This window comes from Serratia myotis (genome assembly GCF_027474885.1).
In the GTDB taxonomy this organism is placed as follows: domain Bacteria; phylum Pseudomonadota; class Gammaproteobacteria; order Enterobacterales; family Enterobacteriaceae; genus Serratia; species Serratia proteamaculans.
This window is the reverse complement of record NZ_CP099707.1, coordinates 4,806,179-4,826,218: the sequence shown is the minus strand read 5'-3', so window position 1 is coordinate 4,826,218 and position 20,040 is coordinate 4,806,179. Positions and strand designations below refer to the sequence as shown.

General features: G+C 56.2%; 17 protein-coding genes and 1 tRNA gene. 10 read left to right on the top strand and 8 right to left on the bottom strand.

The genetic code is table 11. From position 1 onward, the window contains the following. The first annotated feature begins 57 nt into the window (after positions 1 to 57). Positions 58 to 1,302 carry an aromatic amino acid transport family protein gene (locus NHG65_RS22685; protein ID WP_099062144.1) on the top strand — a complete coding sequence of 415 codons (1,245 nt, stop codon included), beginning with the start codon at positions 58 to 60 and terminating at the stop codon, positions 1,300 to 1,302. Between the two features lie 214 nt (positions 1,303 to 1,516). Further along, on the top strand, positions 1,517 to 1,975 hold the full coding sequence (gene tnpA / locus NHG65_RS22680; RefSeq protein WP_129935314.1) for an IS200/IS605-like element IS1541C family transposase: 459 nt from the start codon (positions 1,517 to 1,519) through the stop codon (positions 1,973 to 1,975). A 107-nt stretch (positions 1,976 to 2,082) separates the two neighbouring features. On the opposite strand, the gene yfcF is transcribed toward tnpA, so the two are convergent. Next, a complete protein-coding gene (gene yfcF, locus NHG65_RS22675; protein WP_219017045.1) occupies positions 2,083 to 2,718 on the bottom strand; it encodes a glutathione transferase in 636 nt (211 codons plus the stop codon). A 171-nt stretch (positions 2,719 to 2,889) separates the two neighbouring features. Between yfcF and NHG65_RS22670 the strand changes: the two genes are divergently transcribed. Next, on the top strand, positions 2,890 to 3,606 hold the full coding sequence (locus NHG65_RS22670; protein WP_219017044.1) for an HPP family protein: 717 nt from the start codon (positions 2,890 to 2,892) through the stop codon (positions 3,604 to 3,606). Positions 3,607 to 3,680: 74 nt separating this feature from the next. On the opposite strand, the gene NHG65_RS22665 is transcribed toward NHG65_RS22670, so the two are convergent. Further along, positions 3,681 to 3,757: transfer RNA gene (locus tag NHG65_RS22665), tRNA-Ile, on the bottom strand. A gap of 147 nt (positions 3,758 to 3,904) precedes the next feature. Here NHG65_RS22665 and mug point away from each other — a divergent pair. Beyond that, positions 3,905 to 4,393 (top strand): G/U mismatch-specific DNA glycosylase, encoded by a 489-nt coding sequence (gene mug, locus NHG65_RS22660; RefSeq protein ID WP_499182709.1) that lies wholly within the window; start codon positions 3,905 to 3,907, stop codon positions 4,391 to 4,393. Between the two features lie 64 nt (positions 4,394 to 4,457). Here the strand turns inward: mug and rpoD are convergent, their stop codons facing one another. From rpoD to rpsU, 3 genes are all read right to left on the bottom strand, one after another. Next, positions 4,458 to 6,293 (bottom strand): RNA polymerase sigma factor RpoD, encoded by a 1,836-nt coding sequence (gene rpoD, locus NHG65_RS22655; RefSeq protein ID WP_099065690.1) that lies wholly within the window; start codon positions 6,291 to 6,293, stop codon positions 4,458 to 4,460. A gap of 158 nt (positions 6,294 to 6,451) precedes the next feature. Next, positions 6,452 to 8,200, bottom strand: coding sequence for a DNA primase (gene dnaG, locus NHG65_RS22650; RefSeq protein ID WP_085119308.1), 1,749 nt, complete (start codon positions 8,198 to 8,200; stop codon positions 6,452 to 6,454). Positions 8,201 to 8,336: 136 nt separating this feature from the next. Further along, positions 8,337 to 8,552 (bottom strand): 30S ribosomal protein S21, encoded by a 216-nt coding sequence (gene rpsU, locus NHG65_RS22645; RefSeq protein ID WP_001144069.1) that lies wholly within the window; start codon positions 8,550 to 8,552, stop codon positions 8,337 to 8,339. A gap of 326 nt (positions 8,553 to 8,878) precedes the next feature. Here rpsU and tsaD point away from each other — a divergent pair, with 326 nt between their 5' ends. Continuing rightward, positions 8,879 to 9,892 (top strand): tRNA (adenosine(37)-N6)-threonylcarbamoyltransferase complex transferase subunit TsaD, encoded by a 1,014-nt coding sequence (tsaD, locus tag NHG65_RS22640; protein WP_085119307.1) that lies wholly within the window; start codon positions 8,879 to 8,881, stop codon positions 9,890 to 9,892. A gap of 35 nt (positions 9,893 to 9,927) precedes the next feature. Here tsaD and plsY read toward each other — a convergent pair whose 3' ends face one another. Beyond that, positions 9,928 to 10,575, bottom strand: coding sequence for a glycerol-3-phosphate 1-O-acyltransferase PlsY (gene plsY / locus NHG65_RS22635; RefSeq protein ID WP_099065691.1), 648 nt, complete (start codon positions 10,573 to 10,575; stop codon positions 9,928 to 9,930). Positions 10,576 to 10,682: 107 nt separating this feature from the next. Between plsY and folB the strand changes: the two genes are divergently transcribed. Together folB and bacA are read left to right on the top strand one after the other, a co-directional pair. Continuing rightward, a complete protein-coding gene (gene folB / locus NHG65_RS22630; protein WP_006320572.1) occupies positions 10,683 to 11,042 on the top strand; it encodes a bifunctional dihydroneopterin aldolase/7,8-dihydroneopterin epimerase in 360 nt (119 codons plus the stop codon). A gap of 131 nt (positions 11,043 to 11,173) precedes the next feature. Beyond that, on the top strand, positions 11,174 to 11,998 hold the full coding sequence (bacA, locus tag NHG65_RS22625; RefSeq protein ID WP_085119304.1) for an undecaprenyl-diphosphate phosphatase: 825 nt from the start codon (positions 11,174 to 11,176) through the stop codon (positions 11,996 to 11,998). Between the two features lie 39 nt (positions 11,999 to 12,037). Here the strand turns inward: bacA and NHG65_RS22620 are convergent, their stop codons facing one another. Both NHG65_RS22620 and NHG65_RS22615 read right to left on the bottom strand, forming a co-directional pair. Beyond that, on the bottom strand, positions 12,038 to 13,282 hold the full coding sequence (locus NHG65_RS22620; protein ID WP_499182708.1) for a multifunctional CCA addition/repair protein: 1,245 nt from the start codon (positions 13,280 to 13,282) through the stop codon (positions 12,038 to 12,040). A 123-nt stretch (positions 13,283 to 13,405) separates the two neighbouring features. Further along, positions 13,406 to 14,026: a TIGR04211 family SH3 domain-containing protein gene (locus NHG65_RS22615; protein ID WP_012146991.1), complete on the bottom strand. Its 621-nt coding sequence runs from the start codon at positions 14,024 to 14,026 to the stop codon at positions 13,406 to 13,408. 280 nt (positions 14,027 to 14,306) lie between these two features. Between NHG65_RS22615 and NHG65_RS22610 the strand changes: the two genes are divergently transcribed. The 3 genes from NHG65_RS22610 (at position 14,307) to hldE (ending at position 20,021) form a co-directional block, all read left to right on the top strand. Beyond that, positions 14,307 to 15,614: a CYTH domain-containing protein gene (locus NHG65_RS22610; RefSeq protein ID WP_207977393.1), complete on the top strand. Its 1,308-nt coding sequence runs from the start codon at positions 14,307 to 14,309 to the stop codon at positions 15,612 to 15,614. 45 nt (positions 15,615 to 15,659) lie between these two features. Next, positions 15,660 to 18,497: a bifunctional [glutamate--ammonia ligase]-adenylyl-L-tyrosine phosphorylase/[glutamate--ammonia-ligase] adenylyltransferase gene (glnE, locus tag NHG65_RS22605; protein ID WP_499182707.1), complete on the top strand. Its 2,838-nt coding sequence runs from the start codon at positions 15,660 to 15,662 to the stop codon at positions 18,495 to 18,497. Between the two features lie 93 nt (positions 18,498 to 18,590). Continuing rightward, complete coding sequence (gene hldE, locus NHG65_RS22600; protein ID WP_207977397.1) at positions 18,591 to 20,021, top strand: bifunctional D-glycero-beta-D-manno-heptose-7-phosphate kinase/D-glycero-beta-D-manno-heptose 1-phosphate adenylyltransferase HldE; 1,431 nt, start codon at positions 18,591 to 18,593, stop codon at positions 20,019 to 20,021. Positions 20,022 to 20,040 lie beyond the last annotated feature (19 nt).

The following is a 20,040-nucleotide window of genomic DNA, read 5'->3' as shown; positions in this document are numbered from 1 at the left end:
CACCGGGAAATTAACCGATCCCGGTGGCCAGGGCCGCCGGGAGACAAAGGATGCCGTATGTCTGCTGAAAATACCTCTGTTTCTCCGGCGCTTGCCGCCGGGGTGCGAGCACCTGCACCCACCAAATCACTGAGTTTCCTCGAAGGGGTGGCGATGATTGTCGGCACCAACATTGGCGCCGGCGTGCTGTCTATCGCTTACGCTTCCAGCAAGGCCGGTTTTCTACCGCTGCTGTTTTGGCTGGTGCTGGTGGGCAGCCTGACTACCATCACCATGCTGTACGTTGCCGAATCTACCCTGCGCACCCGCGCCCACCTGCAATTAAGCGGGCTGGCAAAACGTTATGTCGGCGGCATTGGCGCCTGGCTGATGTTTGCTTCGGTCTGCGTTAACAGCGTCGGGGCGCTGACCGCCTACATGACCGGCAGCGGCAAGCTGTTGCAGTCCCTGTTTGGTATCTCCCCGGCTATCGGCAGCCTGCTGTTTTTCGTGCCGGCCGCGGGGGTGTTGTACCTGGGGCTGAAGGCGATTGGCCGTGGCGAAAAGTTTATCAGTATCGGTATGGTGGTGATGCTGACCGCGCTGGTGGCGGCCACGCTGCTTAAAGATACCAGCCAGATGCGCAACCTGCTGGACGGTGACTGGCGCTTTATGGTGCCGGTATTCAACGTGGTGGTGTTCTGCTTCTCTGCGCAGTACATCGTGCCGGAAATGGCACGCGGCTTCTCGGATAAGCCGGAGCAACTGCCCAAGGCGATTATGGTCGGTATGGCGGTGACCTTTGTGCTGCTGGCAGCGGTGCCGATGTCGGTGATTGCGCTCAGCGGGTTGGCGGGTATCTCTGATGTGGCGACCATCTCCTGGGGTCAGGCGTTAGGGCAGTGGGCGTTCTTCTCCGCCAACATCTTTGCTCTGTGCGCGATGCTGACCTCCTACTGGGGGTTGGGCGGCAGCTTCCTGACCAATATTTTCGACCAGTTCAGCCTGGGTAATGACGAACAGCCACTGCGCCGCTTCGGCGTGCTGATGCTGGTGGTGTTGCCGCCGTTTGTGCTGGCATACAGCGGGCTGGTGTCCTTCGTTAACGCGCTATATTTCGCCGGGGTATTCAGTGGGGTGATCCTGTCGATTATGCCGATGCTGATCCTGCGTGGGGCGCGCAAGCACGGCGACCAGACGCCACGCTGGCAGTGCAGCTGGATCACTCACCCGTTGTTGCAGGTCAGCATCGTATTGCTGTATCTGGGCAGCGCGGTGTACGCGATTGCGTCGCTGTTTGGCTATTTGCCCTCTGGATGGTGAATTGCCTTCCCTCAAGAAGTGATGTTGTTTCTCGATAATTGAGAACGGCGGCGTCGTGGCCGCCGGTTTTTGTGCACAGAAAACCCCCAGCTAGGCTGGGGGTTCAGTAAAGCTTTCAGCTTTGAGCCAGTTATAAAAACCCCTTTTGATTTGTTAAAACAGTTTGCGGTCTGGCAACTGCAAATGTTCAACAAGAAATCAAAAGGGGGTCCCAATGAGGGACGAAAAGAGCTTAGCGCACACCCGATGGAACTGTAAATATCACATAGTTTTTGCGCCGAAGTACCGAAGAAAGGTGTTCTACGGGGAAAAACGCAAAGCGATTGGCAGTATTTTAAGAAAGCTGTGCGAATGGAAAAACGTGAATATTCTGGAAGCGGAATGCTGTGCGGATCACATTCATATGCTTCTGGAAATCCCGCCGAAGATGAGTGTATCGGGGTTTATGGGGTACCTGAAGGGAAAGAGCAGCCTGATGCTTTATGAGCAGTTTGGGGATTTGAAGTTCAAATACCGTAACAGGGAGTTTTGGTGCCGAGGGTATTACGTTGATACGGTAGGGAAAAACACGGCCAGGATACAAGAATACATAAAGCACCAACTGGAAGAGGATAAAATGGGTGAGCAACTCTCGATCCCGTATCCAGGTAGCCCGTTTACGGGCCGTAAGTAATCCATAGATGCAAATGTCAGATTGCTATGCGCCTGTTAGGGCGCGGCTGGTAACAGAGCCTTATAGGCGCATATGAAAAACCTCCGGCTATGCCGGAGGATATTTATTTACCCGCGCATTTTCTCCGGCAGCGCCAACCAGGCCTGCACCGAAGGACGTTGCCACTGCTTTTGCGCATAGTGGCGAATGTTTTCCGGCACCGCATCGCCGTGTATCACCAGCCGATTGAGCATCAATGCCAGATCGGTATCGGCAATGCACCATTCCCTGAACAGATTATCCTGGCCGTGACTCAGCAGCTTTTCGACTGCGGCGATCAACTTGCTGGCGGCAACCTGTGCGGCAGCAGACAACGGAGGAAACTTGGCGTTAAGGAACACCGCCTCTGTCGGCCGCTCGGCACGCAGCGCTAACAGATCGCTACGCAGCCACGCCTGGACTTCGCGGGCCTTGGCGCGTTGTTTGACATCACGCGGGTACACCGGGTGGGCCGGGTGGATCTCATCCAGATATTCATCGATGGCTGAGGACTCCGACAGCTGAAACTCGCCGACTACCAGCGTCGGTACCCGGCGCGTTAATGACAGCGCCGCGTAGGCCGGCTCTTGATTTTTCCCCTGCGACAGGTCGACCGGCTTCAGGGTGAAGGGAATGCCTTTCTCCGTCAGTGTAATAAACGCCGACATGGCATAGGGGCTGAAAAAGTTGGCATCGGTATAGAGTTCGACTATCGGCTGAGACATTGGGTTTTCCTCAAGGCAAAGGGAGGCGAACTTTGATAATTGACGAGCAGTGGCTAAAGATCAATCTGTTAGCGGAAAGTTATTTCAACGAAGACTCGCGCTGCAGGCGGTGGCTACTGGCATTGTGATATATTTGTTGCCATTAAGTTGAGTTTGGCAGCGTGAAGTAACATGAAGAAGCAGTGGGTAGAAAGTTTGAAAATGGGGTGCGCACGTTTATGGCCGCATCCCTTAGCCGTCGGCAAAAAAGAGATTTTGCTTTCCAGCGTCGGCGCTGGGTTGGGGCTGATGATTTCCGGTTGGATCAGCCATTTTGTCCTGGGTGAGGTCAACCTGTGGTTTATTGCCCCGATGGGGGCTTCTGCGGTGCTGTTGTTTGGCGTGCCAAACAGTCCGCTGGCGCAGCCATGGTCGATCGTTGGCGGCAATATCTCGGCTGCGGCGGTAGGGGTCAGCACCAGCCTGCTGATTACCGATCCCGGCTTGGCCTGTGGAGTGGCGGCGGCGTTGGCGATTGGGTTGATGTTCAAACTGCGCTGTTTGCATCCGCCCGGCGGCGCGGTCGCGCTGACCGCGATCCTCGGCGGACCGGGTATTCACCAACTGGGCTACAGCTTTGTGTTGTACCCGGTGCTGCTGAACTCGGTGCTATTGGCCGTGCTGGCGATTATCTTCAATAACCTGGCCGGACGACGTTATCCGCACCCCCTGGCCTCGGCCGAAGCCAAGCCAGCCAATCTGCCGATTGATGCGGTGTCTATCACCCGTGCCGATCTGCACGAGGCGCTGATGCAGGGCGAACTGTTTGATATCGACGAAGACGATCTGCAGGAAATCCTGCTGCGTGCCGAACAGCTGGCGCATCAGCGGCAGAACGGTGGTGCCTGATTAGGCTAGCGGGCGGAAACAAAAAAGCCACTTCTGAGGAAGTGGCTTAATGTGCTGTTATATCAGCTAAAATTTGGTGGCCCCTACTGGACTTGAACCAGTGACCAAGCGATTATGAGTCGCGTGCTCTAACCAACTGAGCTAAGGGGCCAAGCGGCGAGATTATACGGTAATCCTTCGGCGCAGGTCTACTGTTAACCATCTGTATGTTGCTTTTCTGCGCAGTTCTAGCCTGTTGTAATTGCTGGCGGATTTTGCGATAACCGCTGTAAATCCCTTTAACGGACTCTCGAACCCTATGGAACTCCTGGCGCCCAACCTGCGGGTGGTGTTTTGCGGCATCAACCCTGGCCTGTCTTCGGCCCATCAAGGCTACCCTTTTGCTAACGGCAGCAACCGCTTCTGGAAAGTGGTGCATCAGGCCGGTTTTACCGATAGTCAGTTAGCGCCGGATCAGTGGCAACAGCTGCAGGAGACCGGCTGTGGCATCACCGCCTTGGTGGCGCGGCCTACAGTGGCAGCCAGTGAGGTAACGCGTGACGAACTGCTCAGCGGCGGTGAGGCGTTAAAGGAAAAGATCCTGCGTTACCAGCCGCGGGCGCTGGCGATTTTGGGCAAGCAGGCGTTCAGCAATGCCTTTGGGGTGCGTAAAGCGTCCTGGGGACGTCAGGACATGACGATCGGTAAAACTGAAGTGTGGGTGCTGCCGAACCCCAGCGGATTGAACCGTGCCACGTTGGAGCAGCTTACAGAGAGCTATCGCGAGCTGTTCCTGGCATTGAAATAAGTCTGATGGATTTTAGGCAATAAAAAACCCCGGCGAGCCGGGGTTTTTTGCAAGCAGCTAAACCTTAGTCGTCCAGGAAGCTACGCAGCACTTCGGAACGGCTTGGGTGACGCAGTTTACGCAGCGCTTTGGCTTCGATCTGACGAATACGCTCACGGGTAACGTCGAACTGTTTGCCCACTTCTTCCAAGGTGTGGTCAGTGTTCATATCGATACCGAAACGCATACGCAGCACTTTCGCTTCGCGGGCGGTCAGGCCAGCCAGGACGTCGTGCGTTGCAGAGCGCAGGCTTTCCGAGGTAGCAGAATCCAGCGGCAGCTCGAGGGTGGTATCCTCGATGAAATCGCCCAGGTGTGAATCTTCATCATCACCGATTGGCGTTTCCATGGAGATCGGCTCTTTGGCGATCTTCAGCACTTTGCGGATTTTGTCTTCCGGCATCAGCATGCGTTCAGCCAGCTCTTCCGGCGTCGGCTCGCGGCCCATCTCTTGCAGCATCTGGCGCGAAATACGGTTGAGTTTGTTGATGGTCTCAATCATATGCACCGGAATACGGATGGTACGCGCCTGGTCGGCGATAGAGCGGGTGATAGCCTGACGGATCCACCAGGTGGCGTAAGTTGAGAACTTATAACCACGACGGTATTCAAACTTGTCTACCGCTTTCATCAGACCGATGTTGCCTTCCTGGATCAGATCCAGGAACTGCAGACCGCGGTTGGTGTATTTCTTGGCGATAGAAATAACCAGACGCAAGTTGGCTTCAACCATCTCTTTCTTCGCACGGCGGGCTTTCGCTTCACCGATAGACATACGACGGTTGATGTCCTTCACCTGTTCGATGGTCAGGCCGGTTTCTTCTTCGATCTGACGCAGTTTCTGCAGGCTGCGCTGGACGTCATCCGCGACGTCTTTCAGCTTTTCTGACCATGGCTTGGCCATTGCCAGTGCGGCTGCGAACCAGGTATCGCTGGTTTCATTGCTGGAGAACAGGGTAACGAAGTTTTTCTTCGGCATTTTGCACTGTTCAACGCACAGCTTCATGATGATACGTTCTTGAGTACGAACGCGGTCCATCATGATGCGCATGCTGTTGACCAGGAAGTCGAACTGTTTTGGCACCAGGCGGAACTGCTTGAACACTTCAGACAGCTTCAGAATTTCTTCTGCTGCGCTGGCGTGGCTGCGGCCGTTCTTTTTGATGACAACACGCGTCGCTTCATACTGATCGCGCAGGTCGGAGAATTTCTGACGAGCCAGCTCTGGATCGATGCTGTTGTCGTCTTCTTCTTCTTCTTCGTCATCTTCTTCGTCGTTGTCTTTCTGCTCTTCGGTCGACAGCTCAGAACCGACGTGCGTCGCGGTAGGAGCGATGTCCTCTTCCGCATTAGGATCGACGAAGCCGATGATCAGGTCGGACAGGCGAGCTTCGCCCGCTTCGACGCGATCGTACTGCTCCAGCAAATAGGTGATGGCTTCCGGGTACTCGGCAACGGAGCACTGAACCTGGTTGATGCCGTCTTCAATACGCTTGGCGATGTCGATTTCGCCTTCGCGCGTCAGCAGTTCAACGGTCCCCATTTCGCGCATGTACATGCGCACCGGGTCAGTGGTACGGCCAATTTCAGACTCAACGCTGGACAACACTTGAGCAGCCGCTTCCGCCGCATCATCATCGGTGTCGGTGGTGTTCTCGGCCAGCATCAGGTCATCGGCGTCCGGTGCTTCTTCCAGCACCTGGATGCCCATGTCGTTAATCATCTGGATGATGTCTTCGATCTGGTCGGAGTCGACGATATCTTCCGGCAGATGGTCATTGACCTCAGCATAGGTCAGATAGCCTTGCTCCTTACCACGGGTGACAAGTAGCTTTAGCTGTGACTGCGGGTTTTGCTCCATAAGACGGTATCCACACTTCAGAGTATTGGGGTTGGTGTCGGTCGGCGAAACCGCCAACAATAGCATTTGGGGCGTTTTTGTTGTTGCCGCGGCCCACTGTGGCGGCATATTGCAGGGCTCTGCCCTCGCATTTATCGGCACTTAAGCCGTTTAGGTATTCAGTTTTTCTTCGCTAGCACTTGGTTAAGAGAACGGACTTCTTCACGTTCTTCCGGGCTGAGGCCGTGCGTTCTGGCCTGGGCGATCAATGTCTCCAGCCGTTGCTCCAGTACCGAGTCATAAAGGCTGGCCAGGGTATCCAAAAAGGTCTGTTCGACCCTTTCCTCAACGATCATATGGTTCCATGTCGCCAAGGTTTCAAGTTGCTGGCTCAATTTGTTGTCGCGATACTGCTCCAACAACAGGCCGGTAGTCAGGCCCGGCTGCGCTAAACAGGTCTGCACCAGCTCGACAAACAGCGGTAAACCGGCCTGTTTGGTCTGCTCTAATCCCTCGAGTGAAGGGATAAGTGTAGCCAGTTGCGGATTTTGTACCAGTAACCCTATTAGTATACGCATGGTTGTGCGTTTTAGCTGGGGCGCCTGGTAGGTATTCGCATTTTCAGCCTGTTTGGGCATCAGCTTGTCGAGCTGGCTATCATCCAGCAGGCCAAGCTTGCTGCCGAGCTGTTGTCGCAGGTACAAGCGCAACGTTTCGCCCGGCACCTGAGTAATCAGCGGCAGTGCCAGCGTGCTCAGCTTGGCGCGACCGTCCGGGCTGCTCAGATCGACCTGTGGCATCAGGGTTTCGAACAGGAAAGTGGAAAGCGGCTGCGCCAGCTCCATTCGCTGTTCGAAGGCCTCTTTGCCTTCTTTGCGTACCAATGTGTCCGGGTCTTCGCCATCAGGCAAAAACATAAACCGCAGCTGACGCCCGTCATTCAGATAGGGCAGTGCGGTTTCCAGTGCGCGCCAGGCCGCTTCACGGCCGGCTCGGTCACCGTCATAACAACAGACCACGTTGTCGGTGGCGCGGAACAGCAGCTGAATATGTTCAGCCGTCGTTGAGGTTCCGAGCGAGGCGACGGCATAATCAATGCCGTATTGCGCCAACGCCACCACGTCCATATAGCCTTCCACTACCAGCAAACGCTGCGGGGTAGGGTGGTTCTGCTGCGCTTCATACAGGCCGTACAATTGACGACCCTTGTGGAATACTTCAGTTTCCGGCGAGTTCAGGTATTTCGGCATGCCGTCACCCAGCACGCGCCCGCCAAAGGCGATCACTCGCCCGCGTTTGTCGCGAATAGGGAACATCACGCGTTCACGGAAACGATCGTACGAGCGTCCTTGATCGTTAGTCACCAACATGCCGGCATCGTTCAATGCGCTGCGGCTGTCGGCGTCGCGACCAAAACGCTTTAAAGCATTATCCCAACCGGCAGGTGCAAAGCCGATGGCAAAATGGCGGATAACGTCGTCACTCAACCCGCGCTGTTGCAGATAATCACGCGCCGGCGTACCGGAAGATTGATGCAGTGACTGTTGATAGAACGCACTGAGCTGTTCCATCAGTTGATACAGGCTTTGGCGCTGATGACGTTCGATTTGTGTCGGTCCGGAGCCCGCCTCGTAAGGCACTTCCAGTCCGTGCATGGTTGCCAGCTCTTCGATGGTTTCGACAAACTCAAGTCGGTCGTAATTCATCAGAAAGTCGACGGCGTTACCGTGCGCACCACAACCAAAACAGTGATAAAACTGCTTTTCGCCATTAACGGTAAATGAAGGCGTTTTTTCGTGGTGGAACGGACAGCACGCGTGGTAGTTCTTGCCCTGCTTCTTGAGCTTTACCCGGGCATCGATCAGATCGACGATGTCGGTGCGAGCCAGCAAGTCATTGATAAATACACGCGGAATTCGTCCAGCCATAAGCCCTTACTTCACTAGCCTATAAACGAGAACAAGCCGCGCATTCCTTTCGGAAAGCACGGCCTTCGTATGCAACTACTCGGTCTGCGCGATTTTTAAAATCAGAAATTCACGCGGCGGGGTTACCCCCGAAGAATTAATACAGACGAGTGCGGCGTGCGTTTTCGCGAGCCAGTTTCTTCGCGTGACGTTTCACAGCAGAAGCTTTAGCGCGTTTACGTTCGGTAGTCGGTTTTTCATAGAACTCGCGACGACGAACTTCAGCTAAAACGCCTGCTTTTTCGCAAGAGCGTTTGAAACGACGCAGAGCAACGTCAAATGGCTCGTTTTCACGTACTTTAATTACAGGCATGTGCCTCTCACCTCAATAAAATTCGGTTTGCTGCTGGCCAAGCGCCAGCAATTTCAAAATGGTGCGGAATTTTACTTCAACGGATGCTGCTTTGTAAAGCACCACAGCAAATTGAAACCTGCGGCCACCCTGGTAAAACATGCGCAATTTTGCATCGGGCGCTGATTATAGACTAATCAGAAAAAAATGCTCGTTTTTAATCAAATGGGCATTTATGGCTGGAATCATCAACATAGCCCAATGTGGCTGACAAGATGCGCCGCGCTGGCGGTAAACAGGCCTGATTGTGCTAAACTGACGGCCGCACGTGAATGATGGGAAATGTAATGCGAGTACTGGGTATAGAAACCTCCTGCGATGAAACCGGAATTGCAGTGTATGACGATCAGGCCGGTTTATTAGCGAATCAATTGTATAGCCAGGTGAAGCTGCATGCCGACTACGGCGGCGTGGTGCCGGAACTGGCTTCCCGCGATCATGTGCGTAAAACCGTGCCCTTGATTCAGGCGGCATTGAAGGAAGCGAACCTGACCGCGGCCGATATCGACGGCGTTGCCTATACCGCCGGGCCCGGCCTGGTGGGGGCGTTGCTGGTCGGCGCGACCATTGGTCGTGCGCTGGCGTTTGCCTGGGGCGTGCCGGCCGTACCGGTGCACCACATGGAAGGCCACCTGCTGGCACCGATGCTGGAAGATAATCCACCGGCGTTCCCGTTTGTCGCGCTGCTGGTTTCCGGCGGCCATACCCAGTTGATCAGCGTGACCGGTATTGGCCAATACCAACTGCTGGGCGAGTCGGTCGACGATGCGGCGGGTGAAGCCTTCGATAAAACTGCCAAGCTGCTGGGGCTGGACTATCCCGGCGGGCCAATGTTGTCGAAAATGGCGCAGCAGGGTACCGCGGGCCGTTTCACCTTCCCGCGGCCGATGACCGATCGTCCGGGGCTGGATTTCAGCTTCTCCGGGCTGAAGACCTTTGCCGCCAATACCATTCGCTCCAACGGTAATGACGATCAAACGCGTGCGGACATTGCCCGGGCGTTTGAGGATGCGGTGGTCGATACGCTGGCGATCAAATGCAAACGCGCGCTGGAGCAAACCGGTTTCAAACGACTGGTGATGGCCGGCGGCGTCAGTGCCAACCGTACGCTACGGACCAAAATGGCGGAAATGATGCGCAAACGCGGCGGGGAGGTGTTCTATGCCCGTCCGGAATTCTGCACGGATAACGGCGCGATGATCGCTTATGCGGGTCTGGTGCGGTTGCAGAGCGGTGCCAATCCGGAACTGAGCGTTTCGGTGCGACCGCGTTGGCCGCTGGCTGAATTGCCTGCAGTATAAATAGTCGAAAGGCCGGAGCTCTCCGGCCTTTTTAATTACTCTTCTTTCTTCTCTTCTTCCTGCTCCGACCCTGCCGCGTCGGTTTTCTTCTTGCGAAAGACACTCCAGATTTTCCCTTCCTGGCCACGCCACAGGCGCTGAATATTGTCGTGGTGTCGCATCAGGATCAAACACGACAGCATCGCTACCGGGAAGGTGAATTGTGGTTTGAACCACCAGACGTAGAACGGAGCAATCAGCGCGCTGATAATCGCACCCAGCGAGGAATAACCACTGAGCAATACGGTCAGCAGCCAGGTACCGGTCATCAGGCCGGTAAGATCCCAGCCGATCGGCGCTATGGCACCAAACGCCGTCGCCACGCCTTTACCGCCGCGGAAGTGGAAGAACACCGGGTAGATATGCCCCAGGCAGGCGGCAATCGCCGTCAGGCCGAGATACAGCGGCGGGACATCAAGTTTGTATGCCAGCCAGACCGGCAGCATCCCTTTGAGAATATCGAATACCAACACCGCCGCCGCAGCGACGCGACCGCCGATGCGCAGGACGTTGGTCGCTCCTGGATTCCCTGAGCCATTTTCACGCGGATCGGGCAGCCTGGCGATCCGGCAAACCAGGATCGCACTGGAAACTGAGCCACACAGATACGCGAAGATAATCATGCCAAGCGCGGTAGCACTCATAACGCGGTTCCGTTTAATAAGGGTCGTTTTACTCTCAACATATATGGATAATACTCATATTCCGCTGGAAGTGGTATCCGGCAAGGCCAAAAACAGAGAATGACGTGATGGATATCGTATTTATAGAAGAGCTTACCGTAATTACTACCATTGGCGTTTATGACTGGGAACAAAACATTCGCCAGAAGCTGGTGTTCGATATCGAAATGGGTTGGGACAACCGCCAGGCCGCCGCCAGTGACGATGTGAATGACTGCCTGAGCTACGCCGATATCAGTGAAGCCATCATCCAGCACGTGGAACCCAATCGCTTTGCGTTGGTGGAGCGGGTTGCAGAGGAAATATCTGAAATATTACTCCAGCGCTTCAATTCCCCGTGGGTCCGTATTAAGGTCAGCAAACCGGGCGCGGTTGCACATGCCAGCCGGGTTGGGGTGATCATTGAACGTGGCACCCGGCCGGTGTGACGTTCTGTCATTCTTGTGCAACTTAAGACCGTTAACCTGGTCTGAACCTGAGAATTGTTTTAGCGGCAATGTATTGAACACTGCCGCTTTTTTATGTTTATAGCCGTAAATTTATAGGGTGATCGAAGCACATGGCGGACATGCATTCACTGTTTATTGCGTTTGTTCTTGGGGTGGTCGAAGGGTTAACTGAATTTTTACCGGTGTCTTCTACCGGGCACATGATCATTGTCGGCGAGTGGCTGGGTTTTACCGGCGATAAGGCCAAAACCTTTGAGGTGATCATTCAGCTGGGGTCGATTCTGGCGGTGGTAGTGATGTTCTGGCGTCGCTTGTTCGGGCTGATCGGCATTCATTTTGGTGGTAAGCCGGTCGAACACGAAGGTAAAACCACGGGCCATTTGAAACTGGGCCATATTCTGCTGGCGATGATCCCGGCGGTAGTGTTGGGGCTGCTGCTCCATGACTTTATCAAGTCGCTGTTTGCACCGAAAAACGTCATGTATGCGCTGGTGGTCGGCGGTTTCCTGCTGCTGGCAGCGGAATGGTTCAAGCCGAAAAAACCAAGTGCAGAAGGGCTGGATGATATTACTTATCGCCAGGCATTTATGATTGGTTGCTTCCAGTGTCTGGCACTGTGGCCGGGCTTCTCCCGCTCAGGCTCCACCATTGCCGGTGGCATGCTGGTGGGTGTGAACCGTTACGCGGCTGCGGAGTTCTCTTTCATTCTGGCTGTGCCGATGATGATTGGTGCCAGTGCACTGGATCTGTACAAGAGTCTGCACTTCCTGACGATGGGCGATTTACCGATGTTTGCAGTCGGTTTTGCCACTGCCTTCGTGGTAGCGCTGATCGCGATCAAGACCTTCCTGTCGCTGATCAAACGCATCTCGTTTGTGCCGTTCGCTATCTATCGCTTTATCGTGGCGGGCGTGGTTTACATGGTCTTCATGTAAGCTGAGCTGCAATAAGAAACCCCGCATTGCGGGGTTAGTTTATGCCTGATCGAGAGGGGTATCCTGGGTTTGTTTCCAGTCGGCCAGCGCCTGTTGACGGCGGCGGTTGAGTTCGTCGCGGATCGCCAGCCCTTGCAGGCCACTGGCCACCACCTCTTTGACCGACACCGCGTTCGCCACCTGAAACGCCTGGCGCAGATAATCGCCCTGCGGATAAGGGTTATTTTCAAAGCCGGTACGCCCGCGGGCGTCAGCTTCGCTGGTGAGGATCATCTGTTCCAGCCGCTGCGGTTTGCGCCAAACATCAACCGCGTCAAACAGCTTCAGCAGGGTCTCCGGGCGCAGCTTGTTTACCGTATGGATCAGGTCGTGATATTCGGCGACCAACTTGGCCAGATCGCGCACCGGGTTGGGTACTCGCAGCCGCTGGCACAGTTCTTCGACCAGCAGCACGCCCGCAGGTCCATGGCCGTGGTGATGTGGCCAAAGCTCTTTTGGCGTCTGTCCCTTGCCGAGGTCATGGCAGAGTGCGGAGAAGCGTACATCCACGTCTGGGCTTAGCTGGGCAGCGATTGCCAGCGTCATCAGGGTATGAACACCGGTATCAATTTCCGGATGCCATTTGGCGGGGGCCGGTACGCCGAACAGGGCGTCGATCTCCGGGAACAGTACGCCCAGTTCCTCGCAGTCACGCAGTACCTGAAAATATACCTGTGGGCTCTGGCTTTTCAGTGCCTTCTCGGTTTCTTTCCATACCCGTTCGGCCGTCAGCGCTGAGAGTTCACCGCTGTGGGCCATCTGACGCATCAACCCGGCGGTCTCCGGGGCAATGCTAAAACCCAGATGGGCGAAACGGGCAGCAAAACGTGCCACGCGCAGCACGCGCAGCGGGTCTTCACCAAAGGCGTCGGATACGTGGCGCAGCACCCGCGCTTGCAGATCGGCCACGCCGTTGAAAGGGTCTATCAGTTCTCCGTCAGCGCTGCGGGCGATGGCGTTGATGGTTAAATCGCGGCGTTGCAAGTCTTCTTCCAGCGTCACGTCCGGCGCGGCATAGCAGGTAAAACCGGTATATCCCTGGCCGGATTTTCGTTCGGTCCGCGCCAGCGCATATTCTTCATGAGTCTCCGGGTTAAGAAACACCGGGAAGTCTTTACCGACCTGTTGATACCCCAGCGCCATCAGCTCTGCCGGCGCGGCGCCCACCACCACCCAGTCGCGGTCGACCACCGGTATCTCAAGCAAGCTGTCGCGGACGGCACCGCCGACCAGGTAAGTCTTCACTGTTAACTCCTGAATTTATCCAAAGGCTCTGTGGATCAGATTACCTCAATTAGCGATGCGCTGCCGAAACCAATAAAAAGGGCGCCATGCAGGCGCCCGATCTCAAACTGAACGTGACTTAAATCAGTTCATCCAGCGGTTGTTGCTCTTGCGACGCGGGATCAGGTGTGGCAACAGCAGACCCAACAGCAGGCCTACGCCAGCTACGCCGCCGCCGTACATGAACCACTGCAGGATAATGGTGCGCTGTTTGTCGTCGAGCTGCAGGTTAACGGCGTTAACCTTTTTCTGTGCCACGACCAGCTGATTTTTCAGATCCTGGTTTTCCTGCTGCAGACCGCTGATGGTGCTGTCGCTACCCGCCACTTTCTGCTGCATTTCTGCGGTGCGCTGGTTCCAGCTGTTGTCGATGTTGGCCAGCTTGTCTGTCAGGGTTTTGACCTGTTGTTCCAGCGCGGGCACCTGGGTGCGCAGGCTTGGGGTCTGGCTAAGCTGATCGAGCGGGATCCAGGTATTGCGGCCCTTGGCATCGCGGATCTGGCCATAATTGGTGCTGTCATTTACGCTCAACAGGGTCACTTCTTCACCGGCGTTCAAGGTACCGACAATACGGTACTGATTACCCGGGCCGCTGTGGACGTAAGTATTCAATTCATCGGAGATATAGCGCTTATCTTCGGCATGTGCGCCCCAAGTGATGCTGAAGCTCAGCACGGCAAGGCAAATTAGGCGTAATTTCTGCATTAGTTCATCGTTTCTGTGTGAATTTATGGGAACGATAGTAGAGCGTTCAGTCTGACGACGCAACGCAAAAACCGGAATGAGAACTATCTTACTGTGGCAGATTCTGTGAGTTGCGCAGTGTTTTATAACGTAACAGGTTTTTTCTGCAGTTAGCAGGGTTAAGGCGTCGGGAATCGCGGTAAGATAACGGCAACTGTGCGTCACCGGGCAGAACGCGGCAGGCCAGTCCCGCCGCCGTGAAGGCTGACGCGAATGCGTAACTTATTGGTGTAAAAGACTTATGACCGTTGAAATAGAACTGAAATTTATTGCTACCCCGGATGCGGTTGCCGCCTTGCCGCAGCAACTGGCCGCCTGGCCGAATCAGCATTCTGCGCCGCAAAAACTGACCAATATTTATTTCGAAACCGCCGACAATTTCCTGCGTGGTCAGGATATGGGGCTGCGTATTCGTGGGTACGACGACAGTTATGAAATGACCATCAAAACCGCCGGTAAGGTAGTGGCAGGTTTGCATCAGCGTCCTGAATACAATGTGGCGATTGCCACGCCGGAGCTGGCGCTGGATAGGTTCCCGGCGGATATCTGGCCGCAAGACTGCGATGTTCAGGCGCTGGAGCAGGCGTTGCAGCCGCTGTTCCGCACTGACTTTGTGCGTGAGAAGTGGGTGGTCACTTACGGTAAGAGCGAGATTGAGGTTGGTCTTGACCAGGGTGAAGTGCGAGCCGGTGAGTTGAGTGAAGCGCTGTGCGAGATCGAACTGGAACTGAAAGAAGGCAATACCACCGATTTGCTGGCGCTGGCCAACGCACTGGCGGAGCACGGCGGCCTGCGTCAGGGCAACCTGAGCAAGGCGGCGCGGGGCTATCATCTGGCGCAGGGCAACGTCCCGCGTGAGCGTCATCCGCTGGCAGTATTGAAGCCGGCCGCCAAATCCAGCGTTGAGCAGGGGATGATCGCCAGTTTCGAACTGGGTTTGAGCCATTGGCAGTATCACGAAGAGCTGTGGCTGCGCGGCGATACTCAGGCCCGTCGTTCCGTGATGGAGGCGATTGCGCTGATCCGCCAGGCACTGGTGATTTTCGGTGGTCTGGTGCCACGCAAGGCCAGTGCCGATCTGCGCGCTCGTCTGACCGCACTGGAACCGCTGTTGATTGATAAAACCACCCAACCGCAGGTGCTGTGCTACAGCGCGGAATATCTACAATGTAAGTTGGCGCTCACATCGTGGTTGGTGACCGGTGCCTGGAAACCCTTTATCGATGCCAAGGCGCAGGCCAAGCTTGACGGGTCCTTCAAACGTTTCAGTGACATTATGCTGGGCCGCAGCGCCGCCGAATTGAAAGAAGCCTTCACCCGCACGTTGAACGATGATGAATATGAGGAACAACTGCCGCGTCTGACGCGTCAGGTATCGGCATTTATCCTGCTGTCGGGCGCTTACCCTGACGACGAAACCGGTCCGTACATCGACGCTTGGCGCGAGTTGCAACTGGCGGTGGCCGAACGGCGTCAGGGCTGGTACGAAGGCAGCCGCAAGCAGGCCTTATTGCAGGCGCCATTCTGGTTAAACGGCGCCCTCCGCTAATTAAGCTGGCCTGCGAGGCGCAGGCCGCAGAACGGATCATTCACTATGTTGCCACTTTCAGCAGCGTTACAGGCTCAGGCACAAAACATCGTGCAGCGTTTTCAGGAAACTCAGGGCGCGGACTGCGCGCTCAGCGATCAGGAACAGTGGGTTTTGGCGTCGAGCGACTTTGTCTGCGACATGTTGCTCAACCAGCCGGAATGGCTGGCGACGCTGCGCAAGCAACCGCCGGTGGCGGACGAGTGGCAACATTATGCAGCCTGGCTGCAGGATGATTTGGAAGAGGTGCGTGACGAAGCGCAACTGATGCGCGTACTGCGGCTGTTCCGCCGCGAGACGCTGGTGAGGATCGCCTGGGCGCAGGCGTTGGGCCAATGCAGCACGCAAGAAACGCTGTTGCAGCTGAGTGGGTTGGCAGAAACGCTGATCGTCAGCGCCCGCGACTGGCTATACCAAACCTGCTGCCGTGAGTGGGGCACTCCCTGTAATGCGCAGGGCGTACCGCAACCGTTGCTGATCCTCGGGATGGGCAAATTGGGCGGCGGTGAGCTGAATTTCTCATCTGATATCGATCTGATCTTTGCCTACCCGGAAAATGGCCAGACCCAGGGCGGGCGGCGTGAGCTGGATAACGCCCAGTTCTTCACCCGTCTGGGGCAGCGGTTGATCAAAGCGCTGGATCAGCAAACCATCGACGGCTTCGTCTATCGCGTGGACATGCGCTTACGGCCGTTTGGCGACAGCGGCCCTCTGGTGATGAGTTTCGCCGCGCTGGAAGATTATTACCAGGAACAGGGCCGTGACTGGGAACGTTACGCGATGGTCAAGGCGCGGCTGATGGGCGGTTCGGAAGACGTCTACAGCGAAGAACTGCGCAAAACCCTGCGGCCGTTCGTTTTCCGTCGCTATATCGATTTCAGTGTGATCCAGTCGCTGCGCAATATGAAAGGCATGATCGCCCGTGAGGTTCGGCGGCGCGGGCTAAAAGACAATATCAAGCTGGGTGCCGGCGGCATCCGCGAAATTGAATTTATCACCCAGGTGTTCCAACTGATCCGAGGCGGCCGTGAGCCGGCGTTGCAGGGCCGTTCCTTGCTGCCCACGTTACAGGCGGTGGGGGAGCTGGGGTTGCTGGAGCCGCAGCAGGTACAGGCGATGAGCGCCAGCTACCTGTTCTTGCGTCGGTTGGAAAACCTGCTGCAGGCGATTGCCGATCAACAAACACAAACGCTGCCGCAGGATGAACTGGATCAGGCGCGCCTGGCCTGGGGCATGGGGTTCGACGACTGGTCGGCACTGCTGGCGGCGCTGGAGATCCATATGCAGGCGGTCAGGGCGGTATTTAACGACCTGATTGGCGACGATAGCCCTGACGTTGGCGAAGATCCGGATTATCAGCACTATCACAGTCTGTGGCAGGACGCGCTGGAAGAGAACGAACTGGCCCCGTTGACGCCACACCTGGACGAAGAGGCGCGCAGGCAGATGCTGCGCACCATTGCCGAGTTTCGTCATGACGTCGACAAACGCACCATCGGCCCACGCGGTCGTGATGTACTCGATCAACTGATGCCCCGCCTGCTGGCGGAAGTGTGTCCGCGTCAGGATGCACCGACCGCGTTGCTGCGACTGACTCAGTTGCTATTGAGCATCGTGACCCGTACGACCTACCTCGAGCTGCTGGTGGAATACCATGCGGCGCTCAGCCATTTGATTCGCCTGTGTGCGGCTTCACCGATGGTGGCCAATCAACTGTCGCGTTATCCCTTGCTGCTGGATGAACTGCTGGAGCCGGCGACGCTGTATCAACCGGTGGCCCCGGATGCCTACCGCAGCGAGCTGCGTCAGTACCTGTTGCGGGTGCCGGAAGACGACGAAGAGCAGAGGCTGGAGGCGCTGCGCCAGTTCAAACAGGCGCAGCAATTGCGTATTGCCGCCGGGGATATCTCTGGTGCGTTGCCGGTGATGAAAGTGAGCGATCACCTCACTTATCTGGCGGAAGCGATTATCGATACTGTGGTGCAGCAGGCGTGGAACGATATGGTCGCACGCTATGGCCAGCCGACCCATTTGCAGGAGCGTGAAGGGCGTGGTTTTGCGGTGATTGGCTACGGCAAGCTGGGCGGTTGGGAACTGGGCTACAGTTCCGATCTTGATCTGGTGTTTATCCTCGATTGTCCGCCGGAGGTGATGACCGACGGCGATCGCAGCATCGACGGCCGTCAGTTTTATCTGCGTCTGGCGCAGCGCGTGATGCATCTGTTCAGCACCCGCACCTCGTCCGGTATTTTGTATGAAGTGGATGCCCGCCTGCGGCCTTCGGGCGCGGCCGGTATGCTGGTCAGTACCGTCGAAGCCTTTGCCGATTATCAGCAGAACGAGGCCTGGACCTGGGAACATCAGGCGTTGGTGCGGGCGCGCGTTGTACATGGCGATCCGTTGTTGCACCAGCAGTTTGATGTTATCCGCCGTGAGATCCTGTGCAAACCGCGTGATCCGGAAACGCTGAAGCGCGAGGTACGCGAGATGCGCGAGAAAATGCGCAATCACCTTGGCAGCAAGCAGCGCGATCTGTTTGATATCAAAGCCGACGAGGGCGGGATCACCGATATCGAATTTATTGCCCAGTATCTGGTCTTAGGCTATGCGGCCGCCGAACCACGCCTGACACGCTGGTCTGATAACGTGCGTATTTTCGAGCTGATGGCCAATTACGACATCATGTCGGAAGAAGAAGCGCGCGCGCTGACCCAGGCTTACGTCACCATGCGCGATGAGATCCATCATCTGGCGTTGCAAGAGCATTCCGGCAAGGTCGGCAATGGGCAATTCGTCACCGAACGTGAACAAGTCCGCGCCAGTTGGGCGAAGTGGCTGGGCTGAGCAGGCCGGTTGCGCAATACGTTTTGCAGCTATTACAGACGTCTGTGGTAATATCTGCGCCACTAAAATTTTGTACTTTTTTGGAGTTATCGGATGAAAGTTACACTGCCTGATTTTCGCCGCGCCGGGGTATTGGTGGTGGGTGACGTCATGTTGGATCGCTATTGGTATGGGCCGACCAGCCGCATTTCACCGGAAGCGCCGGTGCCGGTGGTCAAGGTTGAAACCATTGAAGAGCGTCCTGGCGGTGCGGCTAACGTGGCGATGAACATTGCTTCGCTGGGCGCTAACTCACGCCTGGTGGGCCTGACCGGTATTGATGATGCCGCGCGGGCGCTGAGCGCCAAGCTGAATGAAGTGAACGTGCGCTGTGATTTTGTCTCGGTGCCGACGCATCCGACCATCACCAAGCTGCGCGTGCTGTCGCGTAATCAGCAGTTGATCCGTCTCGATTTCGAAGAAGGCTTCTCTAACGTCGATCCACAGCCGTTACTGGAGCGCATTCAACAGGCGCTGCCACAGATTGGCGCACTGGTGCTGTCCGACTACGCCAAAGGCGCACTGAGCCAGGTACAGAGCATGATCCAACTGGCGCGGGCTGCCAAGGTGCCGGTGCTGATCGATCCTAAAGGATCGGATTTCGAGCGTTATCGCGGCGCAACGCTGCTGACGCCAAACCTGTCCGAATTCGAAGCGGTAGTCGGTCACTGTAAAGACGAAGCCGAACTGGTTGAACGCGGCATGAAGTTGGTCGCGGACTTTGAGCTTTCTGCCCTGTTGGTTACCCGTTCCGAACACGGCATGACGCTGCTGCAGCCGGGCATTGCGCCACTGCATCTGCCAACTCTGGCGCAGGAAGTGTTCGACGTTACCGGTGCCGGCGATACGGTTATCGGCGTGTTGGCCGCGGCACTGGCTGCCGGTAACACGCTGGAAGAGTCCTGTTTCCTGGCCAATGCCGCCGCCGGTGTGGTGGTGGGCAAGCTGGGCACCTCGACCGTTTCACCGATCGAGCTGGAAAACGCGGTACGCGGTCGGGCCGAAACCGGCTTTGGCGTGATGACCGAAGCCCAGTTGAAAACCGCTGTGGCGCAAGCACGTCAGCGCGGTGAAAAAGTGGTGATGACCAACGGTATCTTCGACATTCTGCATGCCGGTCACGTCTCTTATCTGGCCAATGCCCGCAAGCTGGGCGATCGCCTGATTGTGGCGGTGAACAGCGATGCTTCCACTAAGCGCCTGAAAGGCGAAACCCGTCCGGTCAACGTGCTGGAAAACCGCATGATCGTGCTGGGTGCGCTGGAAGCGGTGGACTGGGTAGTGCCGTTTGAAGAAGACACGCCACAGCGACTGATCGCCGACATCCTGCCGGATCTGCTGGTGAAAGGCGGTGACTACAAGCCTGAAGACATCGCCGGCAGCACCGAGGTGTGGGCCAACGGCGGTGACGTCAAAGTGCTGAACTTTGAAGATGGTTTGTCGACCACCAACATCATCAAGGCAATCAAAGACGGGCGTGGTTAACGCTCGCTGAAAACGGCGG

Bases quoted from the DNA above. Each gene is read 5' to 3' on its own strand.
- NHG65_RS22685 (WP_099062144.1), top strand. From the start codon at position 58: ATGTCTGCTGAAAATACCTCTGTTTCTCCGGCGCTTGCCGCCGGGGTG.
- tnpA (WP_129935314.1), top strand. From the start codon at position 1,517: ATGAGGGACGAAAAGAGCTTAGCGCACACCCGATGGAACTGTAAATAT.
- yfcF (WP_219017045.1), bottom strand. From the start codon at position 2,718: ATGTCTCAGCCGATAGTCGAACTCTATACCGATGCCAACTTTTTCAGC.
- NHG65_RS22670 (WP_219017044.1), top strand. From the start codon at position 2,890: ATGAAGAAGCAGTGGGTAGAAAGTTTGAAAATGGGGTGCGCACGTTTA.
- mug (WP_499182709.1), top strand. From the start codon at position 3,905: ATGGAACTCCTGGCGCCCAACCTGCGGGTGGTGTTTTGCGGCATCAAC.
- rpoD (WP_099065690.1), bottom strand. From the start codon at position 6,293: ATGGAGCAAAACCCGCAGTCACAGCTAAAGCTACTTGTCACCCGTGGT.
- dnaG (WP_085119308.1), bottom strand. From the start codon at position 8,200: ATGGCTGGACGAATTCCGCGTGTATTTATCAATGACTTGCTGGCTCGC.
- rpsU (WP_001144069.1), bottom strand. From the start codon at position 8,552: ATGCCTGTAATTAAAGTACGTGAAAACGAGCCATTTGACGTTGCTCTG.
- tsaD (WP_085119307.1), top strand. From the start codon at position 8,879: ATGCGAGTACTGGGTATAGAAACCTCCTGCGATGAAACCGGAATTGCA.
- plsY (WP_099065691.1), bottom strand. From the start codon at position 10,575: ATGAGTGCTACCGCGCTTGGCATGATTATCTTCGCGTATCTGTGTGGC.
- folB (WP_006320572.1), top strand. From the start codon at position 10,683: ATGGATATCGTATTTATAGAAGAGCTTACCGTAATTACTACCATTGGC.
- bacA (WP_085119304.1), top strand. From the start codon at position 11,174: ATGGCGGACATGCATTCACTGTTTATTGCGTTTGTTCTTGGGGTGGTC.
- NHG65_RS22615 (WP_012146991.1), bottom strand. From the start codon at position 14,026: ATGCAGAAATTACGCCTAATTTGCCTTGCCGTGCTGAGCTTCAGCATC.
- NHG65_RS22610 (WP_207977393.1), top strand. From the start codon at position 14,307: ATGACCGTTGAAATAGAACTGAAATTTATTGCTACCCCGGATGCGGTT.
- glnE (WP_499182707.1), top strand. From the start codon at position 15,660: ATGTTGCCACTTTCAGCAGCGTTACAGGCTCAGGCACAAAACATCGTG.
- hldE (WP_207977397.1), top strand. From the start codon at position 18,591: ATGAAAGTTACACTGCCTGATTTTCGCCGCGCCGGGGTATTGGTGGTG.